This is a genomic window from Chitinophaga rhizosphaerae (assembly GCF_003958645.1).
Taxonomy (GTDB): domain Bacteria; phylum Bacteroidota; class Bacteroidia; order Chitinophagales; family Chitinophagaceae; genus Chitinophaga; species Chitinophaga rhizosphaerae.
Map to the genome: position 1 here is coordinate 523,656 of NZ_RXLO01000005.1, position 14,342 is coordinate 537,997.

The 14,342-nt window shown below is 57.9% G+C and carries 13 protein-coding genes; 6 read left to right on the top strand and 7 right to left on the bottom strand.

Features of this window, described 5'->3' with window-relative positions; genetic code table 11:
* Positions 1-7: 7 nt before the first annotated feature.
* Genes EJ361_RS15005 through EJ361_RS15015 form a run of 3 tightly spaced genes read left to right on the top strand, consistent with a single transcriptional unit; the run spans position 8 to position 3,844 of the window.
* A complete protein-coding gene (locus EJ361_RS15005) occupies positions 8-1,504 on the top strand; it encodes a RagB/SusD family nutrient uptake outer membrane protein (protein ID WP_164714260.1) in 1,497 nt (498 codons plus the stop codon).
* 20 nt (positions 1,505-1,524) lie between these two features.
* A complete protein-coding gene (locus tag EJ361_RS15010; protein WP_126246443.1) occupies positions 1,525-2,226 on the top strand; it encodes a hypothetical protein in 702 nt (233 codons plus the stop codon).
* Positions 2,227-2,233: 7 nt separating this feature from the next.
* On the top strand, positions 2,234-3,844 hold the full coding sequence (locus EJ361_RS15015) for an IPT/TIG domain-containing protein (RefSeq protein WP_126246444.1): 1,611 nt from the start codon (positions 2,234-2,236) through the stop codon (positions 3,842-3,844).
* A 47-nt stretch (positions 3,845-3,891) separates the two neighbouring features.
* On the opposite strand, the gene EJ361_RS15020 is transcribed toward EJ361_RS15015, so the two are convergent.
* The 3 genes from EJ361_RS15020 to EJ361_RS15030 all read right to left on the bottom strand — a co-directional run bounded on the left by EJ361_RS15020 (position 3,892) and on the right by EJ361_RS15030 (position 6,146).
* Positions 3,892-5,205, bottom strand: coding sequence for a DEAD/DEAH box helicase (locus EJ361_RS15020; RefSeq protein WP_126246445.1), 1,314 nt, complete (start codon positions 5,203-5,205; stop codon positions 3,892-3,894).
* Between the two features lie 168 nt (positions 5,206-5,373).
* Complete coding sequence (locus EJ361_RS15025; protein ID WP_126246446.1) at positions 5,374-5,781, bottom strand: hypothetical protein; 408 nt, start codon at positions 5,779-5,781, stop codon at positions 5,374-5,376.
* An 11-nt stretch (positions 5,782-5,792) separates the two neighbouring features.
* Positions 5,793-6,146, bottom strand: coding sequence for a hypothetical protein (locus tag EJ361_RS15030; RefSeq protein ID WP_126246447.1), 354 nt, complete (start codon positions 6,144-6,146; stop codon positions 5,793-5,795).
* Between the two features lie 173 nt (positions 6,147-6,319).
* On the opposite strand from EJ361_RS15030, the gene EJ361_RS15035 reads away from it, so the two are divergent.
* The 3 genes from EJ361_RS15035 (at position 6,320) to EJ361_RS15045 (ending at position 10,950) form a co-directional block, all read left to right on the top strand.
* On the top strand, positions 6,320-6,982 hold the full coding sequence (locus EJ361_RS15035; RefSeq protein ID WP_126246448.1) for a hypothetical protein: 663 nt from the start codon (positions 6,320-6,322) through the stop codon (positions 6,980-6,982).
* Between the two features lie 259 nt (positions 6,983-7,241).
* A complete protein-coding gene (locus tag EJ361_RS15040; RefSeq protein WP_126246449.1) occupies positions 7,242-9,578 on the top strand; it encodes a family 10 glycosylhydrolase in 2,337 nt (778 codons plus the stop codon).
* A 91-nt stretch (positions 9,579-9,669) separates the two neighbouring features.
* Positions 9,670-10,950 carry a DUF5690 family protein gene (locus EJ361_RS15045; protein ID WP_240646637.1) on the top strand — a complete coding sequence of 427 codons (1,281 nt, stop codon included), beginning with the start codon at positions 9,670-9,672 and terminating at the stop codon, positions 10,948-10,950.
* On the opposite strand, the gene EJ361_RS15050 is transcribed toward EJ361_RS15045, so the two are convergent.
* From EJ361_RS15050 to EJ361_RS15065, 4 genes are all read right to left on the bottom strand, one after another.
* A complete protein-coding gene (locus EJ361_RS15050; protein WP_126246450.1) occupies positions 10,927-11,289 on the bottom strand; it encodes a DUF1304 domain-containing protein in 363 nt (120 codons plus the stop codon). The two genes, EJ361_RS15045 and EJ361_RS15050, sit on opposite strands and share 24 nt — an antisense overlap.
* Positions 11,290-11,404: 115 nt before the next feature.
* On the bottom strand, positions 11,405-12,328 hold the full coding sequence (locus tag EJ361_RS15055; RefSeq protein WP_126246451.1) for a glycerophosphodiester phosphodiesterase family protein: 924 nt from the start codon (positions 12,326-12,328) through the stop codon (positions 11,405-11,407).
* A 4-nt stretch (positions 12,329-12,332) separates the two neighbouring features.
* Positions 12,333-12,929, bottom strand: a complete 597-nt coding sequence (locus EJ361_RS15060) for a histidine phosphatase family protein (protein ID WP_126246452.1) — start codon at positions 12,927-12,929, stop codon at positions 12,333-12,335.
* Positions 12,922-14,337: an FGGY-family carbohydrate kinase gene (locus EJ361_RS15065; protein WP_126246453.1), complete on the bottom strand. Its 1,416-nt coding sequence runs from the start codon at positions 14,335-14,337 to the stop codon at positions 12,922-12,924. Before EJ361_RS15065 ends, EJ361_RS15060 begins: the two co-directional genes overlap by 8 nt.
* Positions 14,338-14,342: the final 5 nt, after the last annotated feature.

A 14,342-nucleotide genomic window follows, 5' to 3' on the forward strand; every position in this document is an offset into this window, starting at 1 on the left:
CATGACAATGAAAAAGTGGTTAAAAATAGGGTGCGTGGCAGGATTGATAGCGGGGGCCGGATTGAGCGCCTGCAAGAATTTCCTGGACGTGAAGCCCAACGACAGTTTCACAGGGGCCGATTACTGGCGGAACGCGACAGATGCGCAGATGGGCGTGAATGCGGCGTATTCGCTGCTGAGAGACCAGTTTACCCGCTGCATCCAGTATAATTACGGGGATTTCAGGCCGGGGAATTACGACTTCTGGAATAAAAACAATTTCCGCGCCATCGCCCAGAACGATCTGCGCAGCCCGCTCATCGGAAGTACGGACGGTGCGCAGGTGCCCCGCGAAGGCTGGGACGTCTGGTACAAATCCATCGCCGCGGCGAACCTCGCCGTAGCCCGTATCAGCGCGATGAACAGCACGCAGATTTCCGAGTCCGAAAAGGCGCAGCTGGTAGGGGAGGCAAGGTTCGTCCGCGCATACGATTACTACTGCCTCGTACAAAGCTATGGCAGCGTGCCTTTCCAGTTTTCGCCGTACGATATCGAGATGAAACCGAAAACGGACCAGGTGAAGATCCTCGATTCCTGCATCCTCGATCTGCGGCTGGCGGCCGATGCGCTGCCCGTTTCCTACAACGATCCTACCTTCCGCGCCGTTCGCGCCACCAAAGGCGCCGCGCTCACCCTCATGGCCCATATGTACATGTGGCAGGCGGGGTTCGACAAGGGGAGGGCCACCGAGCTGAACCGCAATGCGGCGGCGGTTTGCAAGGAAGTGATGGACCTCAACATTTACAAGCTCCTGCCATACGAGGAAGAGCTGTTCCATACCATTTTCAAAGGCCGTTCAGAAGAAGGTATTTGGGAAATTTCCATGGACGTGAACTACGGCAACGTAACCGGCAACTTCATCTCGCAATGGGTGCTGCATCAGCCGGTCATCGCTTCTTCGTCGACCCTCTACGGCGGCCTCGGCAGCGAAATCACCGTGAAGCGCGAGTATATGGACATCCTGTATCCGCCCGGTGAATCCGACAAGCGGTTCGATCTCTGGTTCGAAGACCCTTACAATACCGTGAACCCACAGTCGCAGATGTTCCTGAAGTTCTCCAGCGTTTCCGACCCCGTGGCACGCCGGTACGACGCCAACATGATCATCTTCCGGTACTCCGGGCTGCTGTTGCTCCGCGCGGAGGCGCTGGCCAATATCGGGCAGGATGGCGACGCGCGCGAACTGCTGAACGAAATCCGCCGCCGCGCACAGGCATCCGAAGTGATCGGCCTGGAAGGACCGGCGCTGAAAGACGCCATTTTCCTGGAAAGGACCCGCGAGCTCTGGGGCGAAGGCCACCGCTGGTACGACCTCGTGCGCACCGGCCGCGTGACCGATTTTTCGCAATGCGAGAACGCCCTCACGCAAGACCAGTACGAACGCGGCGCCTGGACGTGGCCCATCCCCATCTCCGCCATGCGCAGAAATCCCAAGATCACGCAAACAGCCTTTTGGGCGCAATAAACTACCCAAACCAGATGATTATGAAAAAAACGATCACCTGCATGTTGCTCCTGGTAGCCGGCTGCATGCTGTCCACCTCCTGCAAGAAGGAGTACTATAAAGACGGTGGCCTCGCCAACCCGGTATACGACGGCACCATTTACGATTACCTGACCGAAAAAACACTGTACTTCGACAGCGTTAAACATATCATCGACCTGGCGGGGATGAAAGACATGTTCGTCAAAGACACGATCACATTCTTCGCCTTCACCGACGATGCGATCAAGGCGGCGATGGACGATCTCAACGCCCAGCGCTTCGCCAACCAGGAAGATTCCGTGACCCTCGACGATATCGGGCCCGAAGTCTGGAAACAGTTCATCAGCATGTACATCCTCACCGGAAAGCGGCTCGCAAGCGCATTCCCGCGTGTGCAGCGGGATAACATCCGCGCTTTCCCCGGCATCAACTACATCATGCTGAACGGGTACATCCTCAACATCGGCCTGGAATACACGAACTATCGCGGTGTGGAAGCCGTGGGCGCCAGGATCATCCAGCTGACCGACGTTACCTTCGACCCGGTGGATTTCCGGAAAAACAGCTACATCCGCGTAGCGTCGTCCGACATCCAGCCGCGCAACGGCGTGATACATGCATTGAGCTATCTGCATACGCTCGGTTTCCGCGGCGCGGAATTCAGGCGGGTGGCGCTCGATTATTTAAGGACCAAAGAATAACGCAAATATGAAAATCTGCATACACAAACAGCTGCTCGCCCTGGCGATGATCGCGCTGCTGGCGGCTTGTACGAGGGAAACGGTAAACAGCAAGGGGAACAACCCTTACGGCGATCCCATCCTGCCTTCCATCACCTTCGCGGAAAATGCCGTCAACCCGGCGAAAGGGTTCGTGAACGATGAAGTGCTCGTTCGCGGCACGGGTTTCCTCAAGAATAAAGACAAACTCGAAGTGCTGTTCAACGGGGAAAAAGCCGAAATCCTCGAAACCACGGATTCCGCCGTTCGCGTGCGCATCCCCGCCATGGCCAGTACCGGCGCCATCAACGTGAAAGTGGGCGACGAATTCTATTTCGGGCCTTTCTTCCAGGTGTTCGGCGGATTGGTGGTAGATACCACCTTTGCCGCGAAAGGCGGCGCCAGCGCGCTCATTACCACCATTTTTCCGGGGAACGACAACAAGTACATCATCGCCGGCCGGTTCAATAACTACGACAACGTCAACAAGCCCGGCGGCGTGAACCGCATGGCGCGCCTCCTTAACGACGGTACGCTCGACAATGCCTGGGAATACGGCTGGCAAACCGGTCCGCAGGGCGATGTCTACTCCGGGGTTTACCTGGCCGACGAACAGAAGTTCCTGGTGGCGGGGAGTTTTAACCGTTACGCCCGTACACAGAATGTGTTCAGTATTGCACGGCTGGGTTTCGGGGGGATGATAGATTCCACCATCATCGAACTGCCGTCACAGAATACGGCTGTCGCCTCTTCACTGGCAGGCGGTGTGCGGGGCGTGGTGAACGACCTGCACCTGCTGCCCGACGGGAAAATGCTCCTGGTGGGCGATTTCCGGTATTATGTACGGCCCAACTTCAACCTGGTGGCTGCTTCGGGCCTGGATTCCATGCACCTGGACTCCACGTTCGTACAACATATCATCAAACTACATCCCAACGGCGAACTGGATTCTTCCTGGAACTACGATCTCACGCAACATCGCGGGCTGCCCACGGTGAACGGGCGCATCTTCAAATCGCACCTGCTGCCCGACGGGAAAGTCCTCATCGCAGGGAACTTCACTACCTACAAGGGCCAGCCGGCGCCGCGCATCGCGCGGATCAATCCGGACGGTACGCTGGACAACTCGTTTAACCCCGGTTCCGGTGCAGACCTGCTCATTTATGACCTGTTCGTGCAGCAAGACGGGAAGATCATCGTGGCGGGGGGCTTTAACCGGTTCAACGGCACGGGCGCCAACCGCGTGGTGCGGCTTACGGCCGATGGCGCCATAGATCCCACGTTCAATGTCGGCGCGGGGCCGGACGGTACCAAGATCGACCAGATCGGCGTATTGCCCAACGGCGTGATCATCCTCACGGGAACGTTCCGGAAGTTCAATAACCTCCTGCGCAACAACTTCATCGTGCTCAATGCCGACGGATCTATCCATCCCACCTACAACGCGATCGGAGGCCTGCGCTACGCAACGGCGTCAGACGATGGTACGGTGATGGAGATCATGAATGTGAAGGGGGAGAATTCGGTGATTTTGGTGGGCAACTTCGATGTGTTCGACAACCGGATGGCCAACCGGATCGTGAAGCTGAAATTCCAGTAGGGTTTTCGAAAAAGGACGATAAAGAAAAAAGCCATAAGACTTCGGTCTTATGGCTTTTTCTGTTGTTTGGGACGATTATTTCTTCGTTTGTTGCCGCTGCTTCCGTTTCCGCCGCCGCCGTTGCCGCTGCGGGGTTTCCCTTTCCCGCCGCCGCCGCGATGACCGCCGCCACGGTTGCCTCCGCCGCCACCACCCGGCCTGCGGGTTTTGGGGGAGTATTCCGGTACGGGGCCCAGTTCGGGGGGAACGGTGGCCTTGGCTACGGGCGCGCCCAGCAACTCTTCGATGCGGGAGAAGCGGCCCTGTTCTTTCGGGCTGATGAACGTATATGCGGTACCGTCTGTTGCGGCGCGCGCGGTACGGCCGATGCGGTGGATGTAATCCTCGCCGTCGTTCGGTACGTCGTAATTAATCACCAGGTCAATGTCTTCGATATCGATCCCGCGGCTGAGGATGTCTGTAGCCACGAGGATGTTCGACTTGCCGTTTTTGAAGTTCAGGAGGGCCTGCTCGCGCTTGTCCTGCTCCAGGTCGGAGTGGATTTCTTCCACGGCGTACCTGGCGCGGCTGAGCACGGCGGTGAGCGTTTTTACGTTCTGCTTGCGGGAGCAGAATACGATCACGCTTTCCTTTTTGCGGCTGTCGAGGATATGTTTGACCAGGGGGACTTTCTGCTCATCGAACACCACGAACGCTTCCTGTTTGATGCGCTCCGGCGGTTTGGAGATGGCGATGTTCACCTGGATGGGATCCTGGAGGATCTTGAGCGCCAGTTTACGCATTTTGTCCGGCATGGTGGCGGAAAAGAGCAGTGTCTGGCGGTCTTTCGGAAGGAAGGAGATGATCTTCTCGATATCGTCGTGAAAACCCATGTCGAGCATGCGGTCTGCCTCGTCGAGGATGAGGTATTTCAGTCCCTTCAGTTTTACGTACCCCATGTTGAGGTGGGCGATCATGCGGCCGGGTGTGCAGATAATGATATCAGCACCATGGGAAAGCGCTTTCTTCTCGATGGCGAACGATGCGCCGTCGCCCCCGCCATACACGGCAATGGAGCTGATGTTCGTGAAGTAAGACATCCCTTCGAGCGCCTGCGCGATCTGGACGGCCAGTTCCCGGGTGGGAACGATGATCATGGAATTGATCTGGTGGTCGTCTTTCGTATGAGTGAGGATATTCTGAATGGTGGGGAGCAGGAAGGCTGCCGTTTTGCCGGTGCCGGTTTGTGCGGAGGCGATCAGGTCCCGGCCGGATAAAATGACGGGGATAACTTGTTCCTGTACCGGTGTAGCGGTTTTATATCCCATCGCATCTATACCATCCAACAGATCATCGTCAAAATCAAATTCGTGAAAATACAATGTATATATTCTTTTTTAAATATAGGTAATATGTAAAGATAAGGATTTATCCGGCACTGCGGGCACGATTCATCATTAAATCGGCCATAATCATGCATTTGCCCGGGAATAAAAGCCGGAAGCCGCGCTGGGCGGACTTCCGGCTGGGTAAAGGGATGAATGGGCCGGTCAGGGTGCGGGCGGCATCTGGCGCATGCCGGCCAGGACCTGCGCATGATGTGCGCGCTGTTTGCTGATCCTCCGCCCGCGGAAAAAGAGGTACAGGTTGAAAAAGAGCATGATGCCGAGGTAGATGCAGAAGCCGCCCAGCTTGGTGCTCAGCACTTCCAGCATCGTTTGCCGGTCGGGCACCTCGCTGGCGATGGTCATGATGTAGAACGCGCAGCCGAGGTTGAGCAGGTAGAAGCCCGTTTCGAATAATTTGTTGGTGGCCAGGGCGATGTCCGTTTTCCCGTTGAAGATGTCGAGCATGAACACGCGGCTGTTGCGGAAGAGGGTGTGCGCCACGAACCAGGTCAGGAATATTACGGCGGGCAGGTATACGAGATAGGCGAGGAAGTGAAATGTGGTGGTCATGATGAGTGGATTTAGGTATGAGGTATCGTTGTCTGTTTCTTGCTGAAATAATAGATCGCGGCCATGTTGCCATAGTGGACGAGCGCCAGGGTGAGCACGATGCGACCGGTCATGACCGTGACGCTGGCCAGCAGGCCCGTCCAGTTTTCCACACGCTCCCATGTGCTGATCATCAGCGCGGCGTAACCGAGGTTGAGGAGGTAGTACCCGGTGAGGAGGAGGCGGTTGATAGCGTCCGTCAACGTGGTGTTGCCGCGAAGGAGATGCAGGATGAAGGCACGGCCGTTGCGGAAAAATATCCATCCCACCCTGAAGGTAATGAGGCCGGTGATGCAGCCGTAAACGAGGTATGCCGTCGTATTCATATGGGCTTGCTTTTGATGGATCAAAGGTATAAGTATGTTTTGAACTTTCAAAACATATTGAAAGAAAAATATTTTATGGTGGATGGGAATCCGTTTTCCGTAGGTTTTGCTCGGTTTCGCGTAGGTGTTGGAAGGGAAGGGTGGGATATCTTTGCGGCGACAAAAACAAGATCATGAAAAAGTTAACCCTGCTATTCCTTACCATCGTTCCGCTGATCCTGCTGGCAACCGCCGCAGGCAAGCGTTCTGGCCGGACGAAGCAGCTTCCGGACCCGCAAGCCCCCATCGCCCGGCCGGCTTCCCGGCCACTACATATCGAAGGCCCGGCATTCCGCCTGCCTGCCGGCGTTTCCCTCGACCAGGGCTCCATGAAAGGGCACAACGCCCAGGAATGCTCCTGCGAATCCACCCGGTCCATCCAACGCTACGGCGACGGCTGCATCGTGCGGCTGCGCTTCCGCCTCCGCAATCACACCGCAGCACCCGTGAAGGTCGTGCTCCCGGCGGGCCTCGTGTTCCGCCACAGCCTCGACCATGTGAACGATGCGCTCCTGGCGCGCCCCGTCACCCTCGTGCTGCCCGCAGGCGCCGCGCCCTCGTACCACCTCGACCTGTTCGGCCTCAACGAATCGATCGTTCAGCCCGGCCCCGCGGGTGCCTATCGGTTCGGCCCTGTTGCAGGCAATTACGATCTGCAAGCCCTGCTGATGACGCTGGAAGATAAATCCCTGGCAGACGTGCACAGCCTGGCCATCGCCCAGCAAGCCATCTGGGAAGTAATCAGCGGACACGCGCTGGAAGCCCCGCTGGCAAAGAAGATCGCAGCTTTGCCGTGATGATGGGAGAGACAGGGAATATACACGGAGAGGTTACGAATGGCCATATCCAATATGCGGCCCGTGGCGGAATTTCATCGCTCGGCTGCTATGGTGCCGCCTGAAAAACCGAAGAAACAGCGCACGATGGCTGCAGGTTACATACCGCGGTGGCCGCCCCGGAAAGGGGCGGCTTTTTTTGGGATCGGCATAACGGTTTGAGATCATCAATCGCTCTTATAGGAAGAAAACCGCTTTCCATCAACCAAAACACCCCTGTATGCCTGGAATTTTACGAACCCTGCTGCTTTGCAGCCTTTTCCCGGCCGTAACCCTGGCGCAGTCGCCCCCGAAACGTGAACTTCGCGGCGCCTGGGTAGCCACTTACTTTAACATCGATTGGCCGAACAAGACGCAAACGCCCGCGCAGCAAAGGGCCGCCTTCATCGCCATCGCCGACCATCACCGCGCCACCGGCCTCAACGCTCTTTACGTGCAGGTGCGCAGCCAGTGCGACGCGCTGTACCCCAGCGCCCTGGAGCCCTGGTCGGCCGACGTCACCGGCACGCAGGGCGTACCGCCCTCCACGCCATGGGACCCGCTGGCCTTCGCCATCGAAGAATGCCACAAACGCGGCATGGAATTCCACGCCTGGATCAATCCCTACCGTGCCGTCGGTAATGCCAACAACCTCCCGGGCTTCGCCGATTCCCATGTCGCCAAAACACACCCGGAATGGCTCCTCAGCCAGGGAACGCTCCGCGTTCTCGATCCCGGCCTGCCGCCCGTGCGCGACCACATCTCCACCGTGATCTCGGATATCCTGCGCCGTTATGATGTAGACGGTATCCATTTCGACGATTACTTCTATCCTCCCAACGCTCCCGCCGGCACGGCGCCCTACAACGATTCCGCCACTTTCGCCGATTATCCGCGCGGGTTCACCGTGAAAAACGACTGGCGGAGAGACAACGTCAACCTGCTCATCCGGCGGGTGTACGACAGTGTCAAGACCATCAAGCCCTGGGTGAAATTCGGCGTGAGCCCGTCCGGCATCTACCGCAACAGCACCAATCCCGACATCGGTTCGCCCACCGCCGGGCTGGAACATTACACCACGCTGTTTGCCGATACGAAACGCTGGCTGCAGGAAGGTTGGGTGGATTACATCATGCCGCAGGTGTACTGGTGGATCGGGCAGCCGGGCGCCAATTACGGCGTGATCGTACCCTGGTGGAACAACCAGGCCAACGGCCGGCATATCTACATCGGCATCGCAGGGTACAAAATGGGAGATGCCGCCGCCGGTGCGGGATGGACGGATTCCACCCAGATCCCGCGGCAGATCCGTATGAACCGTAGTCATGCCAACGTATATGGCCAGTCGGTGTACAACACCACGAGCATGCGGGTAAACACCCGGAAAGGCTTCCGCGATTCGCTGCGCCTTTTCATGTACGCGAAACCCGCGCTGTTGCCGGCCATGAAATGGAGAGACAGTATCGCCCCGGCCGCACCTTTCGGTTTATATGCAGATCAGATGGGAGACGATGTGCGCCTCATCTGGTGGCACAACGGCGATCCGCAGGACCAATTGAACCGGGCGCGCCAGTTCGCCGTGTACCGCTCCACCACGCCCGTGATCGATACCGGTTCCATCGACCAGCTGCTGGCCATTACGCCCATGGATTCCATCGCATACACCGATACTTCGGCCCTGCCCGGCGTCACGTACTATTATGCCGTGACGGCGCTGGACCGCTATCATAACGAAAGCCCGCGCTCGGCCCTGGCGGCCAACCTGGCGCCCACGTTGCAGGGCCCGGGGAGCCAGTGGCTGACGGGTGATCCGGATTGCGGCGCTTCCCTGCCGGATTACCGCGATTCTGCAACGGTAGAACCTGCGGAAGGGGTTACCATCACCCAATTTCCCGTACCCGGCAGCCGCGTACGGCACGATGATCTCGTGCACCTTATCGCCACAAACGCCGGCGGCAAGTCTGATACGGCTTCTTTCGCCATCTGGATGAAAGACACGCTGGCGCCCGTGATCTCGGGCATCACACCATCGCCGGCGCTGCTTAATACACCGAATAACAAGATGGTGACGGTTTCGCTGGATTATTCGGTGACGGATTGCAGTCCTGTTCAGCGGACGGTGACGGTCACCAGCAACGAGCCCGATAATGGCAGTCCAGACATCGAGATCGTGAACGACAATACCGTGAAGCTCCGTGCGCAGCGGAACCCGATTGGTAACGGACGCGTATATACGATAAATGTGACGGCTACGGATACGGCCGGTAAGTCGAGCGTACAGACCACGCATGTGCTCGTGCCGGGTAACAAGCCCTGGACGCATGGCGACGGGTTGGCGGCTACGGTGCTGCCCAATCCCGCATTCCACCAGTTCGTGCTCATGCTGATCAGTAAAAACCAGCAGCCTGTCAATATCCGCGTGTACAACAACGCGGGCCAGCTGGTGGAAGCAAGGCAGGGCCTGGCGCCAAACAGTTCCGTTACGCTGGGCGGCAATTACCAACCGGGTATCTATTACATCGAAATTATCCAGGTGAACGTGCGCCAGGTCATGAAAGTGATCAAGCTGGGGCATTAGAAATGGCAAATACATCCGGATCTTTAACACGACAGGGCTGCCAGATGGCGGCCCTGTTTTCATTTCCGGTAATTCAGCGTATATTCCGTACATGCAATTTTCCCGCCGCGAGCTGGGTGTGGCGGCCTTTGCGGCCGTTACCGCCTTTTGCGCCTACACTGCCATCTTCAGTTTTCGGAAAGCCTTTAACGTAGGGGCTTTCGGGGGATATATGCTTTGGGGGGCGGATTACAAAACCGTGCTGGTCGTATCGCAGATGTTCGGGTATATGCTGAGCAAATTTTACGGCATCCGTTTCATCGCCGCGATGCAGCGGAGGAACCGGCATTGGCTCATCCTGGGTTTGACGGGCGTTGCCTGGCTGGCCTGGGCGCTCTTTGCCGTGGTGCCGCCGCCGCATAACTGGTGGTGCCTGTTCCTCAACGGGTTCCCGCTGGGGATGCTATGGGGTGTGGTGTTTTCGTATATCGAGGGGCGGCGTACCACGGATATGATCAGTGCGGCATTGGCCGTGAGCTTCATTTTCGCGTCTGGCCTGGCGAAGAGTGTGGCGCAGTGGGTGATGGACGGATGGGGCGTGAGCGAATACGGTATGCCATTCGTGGTGGGATGCGTGTTCATGCCGGTATTGATCGTGTTCGTACTGCTGCTGGAAAAAATCCCGCCGCCCGGGGCTGCCGACAGGGAACAGCGGATGGAAAGGCTGCCGATGTCTGCGGCGGAGCGGCGAGGACTGCTGCGGCGCTTCTGGCCGGGGCTCGCGTTGCTGGTGGTGATCTACATCCTCGTGACGATCCTGCGCGAAGTGCGCGACAGCTTCATGGCCGACATGTGGCGCGAATCCGGAGAACCTTTTCAGCCGGGCGTTTTCGCGGGAACGGAAAGCCTGATATCGCTCATCATTCTCGTATTGATCGCCGCCATGAGCTGGCTAAACCATAATTTCAGGGCGTTCATCGTAACGCAGTGGATCATGCTCGCGGGATTCGCGGTAACGCTTGGCGGGGCCATGCTGTTCTCCGCCGGGCACCTTGGCATGTATGCCTGGATGCTGCTGGCGGGCCTGGGGTTGTACATGGTGTATATTCCATTCAACAGCCTGCTGTTCGACCGTTTCATCGCCGCTTTCCGGTTTACGGGGAACGTGGGTTTCCTCATCTACATCGCGGACGCTTTCGGGTACCTGGGCAGCGTAGGTGTGATGCTTGCCAAATCCGTTTTCCAGCTACAGCTGAACTGGCTGGAATTCTATACCGGCCTTGTGAAAATCGCCGGTGTCACGGGCCTTGCGGGCACCCTCGCTGCGATGTACTGGTTCCGGAGAAAGTACCGGGATAGGGCGCCGTTGTTACAAAAACCAGATCAGCAGTAAGGTTACCAGCGCCGGAAGTGCCTGCAGGAAAAAGATGCGCCGGGTTGCCGTAACTGCCCCATACATTCCCGCCACCGCCACGCAAGCCAGGAAGAATATCGCTACATGCTGCTGCCAGGCCGGGTCACCGATGCAGAGGCTCCAGATGAGGCCCGCCGCCAGGAACCCGTTGTACAAGCCCTGGTTGGCGGCCAGCGCCTTCGTGGGTTCGAACATTTCCTTGGGTATCTGCCGGAACACTTTCGGCGCCCGCGTGGTCCACGCGAACATTTCCAGCCACAGGATATACAGGTGCTCGATGGCGATGAGCGTAATGAAAACGAGGATAACGATTGCCATGGGGATTCTTTTCCTTCAATTTACCCAATTTATCACCGCATTGTTCAAATCCTTTCCATAAAAAGCCGGTCCTGACAAAAGGACCGGCCGTAATTCACGTTACAGGTAATACTTACTATTTCGTAATGGAGAAGAATTTCTTTTTCGGGCTTTGGGCGGGAATGAGCGGCAGGATGGCTTCGCCGGCTTCCAGGGAGCGGTCTGCCTCGATCAGGCTGGCGCCATCTTTGATGATGGCCTGGTACGCTTTTGTGCGCTCCGCGGCATCGGGGAGTTTGTCGTACGTAGGTGCAGCGGAAATCATGCACATGACGCCGCGTTTGTTGAGGTTTTCGTAGAGCGGCTTCAGCTCCGGTTTGTTATCCGGGCCAACATAGGCCATGATGTGCGTCCAGGGGATGTTTTCCTGCTCGTATTCTTCCAGCGCCTTTTGCGTTTTCACGAAGGCTTCGAACACGATTTCCGGGTTGCGGCTATGATACCATTTCGCTTCTTTCGCGGTGTGGACGGTCACCATCACATGGCCTTCGGCTTTGTTTTTCCGGATGATGGCGGCCGTCATTTCGAACGGCACGTCTTTTTTATCGAGGATGAGGACGGTTTTGCCCCGCGCCCATTTAATGGCTTCTTCGAGCGTGGGGATCTGGAAATCGGTCAGGTTGCCGTCCACGTCTTTCAGGCGCATTTTTTTCAGTTCTGCGAGCGTGTAATCGCCCACTTTGCCGGTGCCGTTGGTAGTGCGGTTGAGGGTGGCGTCGTGCATGAGCACGATGGCGCTGTCTTTGGTGAGCCTCGGATCGATCTCGAATGTGGCGGGCGTATGGCGGAGGGTATTTTCGAACGCCTCGATGCTGTTTTCCGGGAAGCCTTTGTTGACGCCGCCGCGGTGGCCGGAGATGAAGGGGATATCGTTACCGGTGAATTGGAAGAAGGACCGGAGGTCTTTGGCGTTCCTGATTTTCAGCACATGCAGGCCCGATTGGGCGAAGCCGGTGAAGGTGCAGCAGAGCAATGCGCTGCCGATGAGGATTCGTTTCATGGGATCAGAATTTGGCATTCAGGTGTTGTAGTGTGAAACCGCCACCGGCGTCGAGCGTGAACATGGTGACGGAAGCGTTTTCCTGGACGAGCATACGGTAATTGCGCAGGGGCATGCCCAGTTTATAAGCGAGGAACAGGCGGTTGACGCCGTTGTGGGCGGCCACGAGGATATTGCCTGTAGGGTGTTTGCGGTGGGCATCGGTGAAGAAGGCATCCACCCGCTCCACGATCTCCCGGCCGTTCTCGCCCGATCCGCCGGCGCGGTGGGCGTAGGGGTCTTCCATCCAGCGGCGCCAGTGTTCCGGCGCTTCGGCGATGAATTCTTCTTTGGTTTTATGTTCCCATTCCCCGAAATCTGCCTCTATCAACCTGTCGTCTTTTTTGACATAAGCGCCCGAAGCGATGTTCGCGGTCATGAAAGCGCGTTCCAACGGAGAGGAATACACGCCGTCGAATTCGATGCCTTTCAGCTGTTCCCGAACGGTTTCCGCCTGCTGGATGCCTTTGGCGGTGAGCGGAATGTCGGTCCGGCCGCAATACCGGTTGTTGTCTGCGTTCCAGGCTGTCTGCCCGTGCCGGAGCAAATAAACGTTAAGCATATCCTTTTTCTTTCAGTTTTTCCCTGAACAGGCGGTACCCTTCGGCGTAGGCGCCTTGCAGTCCCGGTTCGGGTAACATGGTTTTATCGATATGGGTCATGGCCGCCGCGGCTTCGCTGATACTGCCGTAATGCGTTTGCGATGCGGCGAGGATGGCGGCTCCCGCGGCCCCGCTGACTTCCTGCATTTTATGGACGGGCACGCCCAGCACGCAGGCCCGGATGCGGAGCCACAAATTGCTGTTGCTGGCGCCGCCGGCGGTGTACACGGCTTTCACCGTTTCGCCGGAAAGCTGCTCGATGAGCCCGTACGCCATCTTTTCGATGTAGGCGACACCTTCCATCCCGGCCGCGAATTTTTCCGCACCCACCAGTTCCGGCGCTTCGAAAGCCTGCGCCTGCGGGGCTACGAACGGGAATCTTTCGCCCGGCTGTTCCAGCGGCCAGTACAATTTGCCGGTGGGCACCAAGGCGGCGGCGGCTTCGTTGAGCGCGGCCAGGTTGCCGGGGAAATGCTTTGATATCCAGTCGGCCCCCGTGTTGCTGGCGCCTCCCGGCATCCAGAAACCTTGCGGATGGCGGTGGTTGTACAAACGGCCGAGCGGGTCGTGCACGGGCTTTTCCGTCACGCCTTTCACAACGAGCGTGGTGCCGATGGTGGTGTTCCAGGCGCCGGGCGATACCGCGCCCGAAGCGATCTGCGACGCGCAGCCGTCCGTCATGCCCGCGGTTACCAGCACGTTTGCTGGCATACGGGCGATGTTGGCGGTTACGCTGCCTACGGGCGTTCCGGAGGGGATCACATCCTGCAGCCATTCCCGGCGGATGGGCAAATGCCCCCAAATATATTCCGGCCAGCGTTCGCTTGTTACGTCGTACCCGGATTTTAACACATTGGTAAAATCGGTGACGTTGAAATTGCCGGTGAGTTTGCCGGTGATGAAATCGGCGGCGTGGATGAATTTACAGGTCCGGCGCGCCTTTTCGGGGAACTGTTCCGCGAACCAGACCATTTTCGGCAATCCGCTGGTGGTATTGAACGCCGTGTATCCCTGCGGGTGATATTTTTCTGCGAGCGCTTTGCAGCGCCGGCCGGTTTCTGCCTGCCGTCCGTCGCTGTACATGATCGCGGGATGAAGCGGGTTACCGGCTTCATCCACGGGGATCACGGTGCCGGAAGTGCTGGTGACGCCGATCGCGCGCAGCGATGCGGCTTCCGGCCGTTGGAGGATTTGGGCGAGCAGCCGTTCGCAGGCTTCCCACCATTGACGGGGAGATTGTTCTTCCCGCGATGCGGCGGTCAGGGCGAAGGGCTCGCTGAAAGTTGCCAGCACCCTGCCCTGTGCATCGGTGAGGATGGCCCTGGCGCCCTGGGTGCCCACGTCCAGTCCGATAAAAGTAGGTTCCATGAATT

What these genes read in the sequence shown, in the direction of transcription:
- EJ361_RS15005 (WP_164714260.1), top strand. Translation starts at nt 8, where the DNA reads ATGAAAAAGTGGTTAAAAATAGGGTGCGTGGCAGGATTGATAGCGGGG.
- EJ361_RS15010 (WP_126246443.1), top strand. Translation starts at nt 1,525, where the DNA reads ATGAAAAAAACGATCACCTGCATGTTGCTCCTGGTAGCCGGCTGCATG.
- EJ361_RS15015 (WP_126246444.1), top strand. Translation starts at nt 2,234, where the DNA reads ATGAAAATCTGCATACACAAACAGCTGCTCGCCCTGGCGATGATCGCG.
- EJ361_RS15025 (WP_126246446.1), bottom strand. Translation starts at nt 5,781, where the DNA reads ATGACCACCACATTTCACTTCCTCGCCTATCTCGTATACCTGCCCGCC.
- EJ361_RS15030 (WP_126246447.1), bottom strand. Translation starts at nt 6,146, where the DNA reads ATGAATACGACGGCATACCTCGTTTACGGCTGCATCACCGGCCTCATT.
- EJ361_RS15035 (WP_126246448.1), top strand. Translation starts at nt 6,320, where the DNA reads ATGAAAAAGTTAACCCTGCTATTCCTTACCATCGTTCCGCTGATCCTG.
- EJ361_RS15040 (WP_126246449.1), top strand. Translation starts at nt 7,242, where the DNA reads ATGCCTGGAATTTTACGAACCCTGCTGCTTTGCAGCCTTTTCCCGGCC.
- EJ361_RS15045 (WP_240646637.1), top strand. Translation starts at nt 9,670, where the DNA reads ATGCAATTTTCCCGCCGCGAGCTGGGTGTGGCGGCCTTTGCGGCCGTT.
- EJ361_RS15050 (WP_126246450.1), bottom strand. Translation starts at nt 11,289, where the DNA reads ATGGCAATCGTTATCCTCGTTTTCATTACGCTCATCGCCATCGAGCAC.
- EJ361_RS15055 (WP_126246451.1), bottom strand. Translation starts at nt 12,328, where the DNA reads ATGAAACGAATCCTCATCGGCAGCGCATTGCTCTGCTGCACCTTCACC.
- EJ361_RS15060 (WP_126246452.1), bottom strand. Translation starts at nt 12,929, where the DNA reads ATGCTTAACGTTTATTTGCTCCGGCACGGGCAGACAGCCTGGAACGCA.
- EJ361_RS15065 (WP_126246453.1), bottom strand. Translation starts at nt 14,337, where the DNA reads ATGGAACCTACTTTTATCGGACTGGACGTGGGCACCCAGGGCGCCAGG.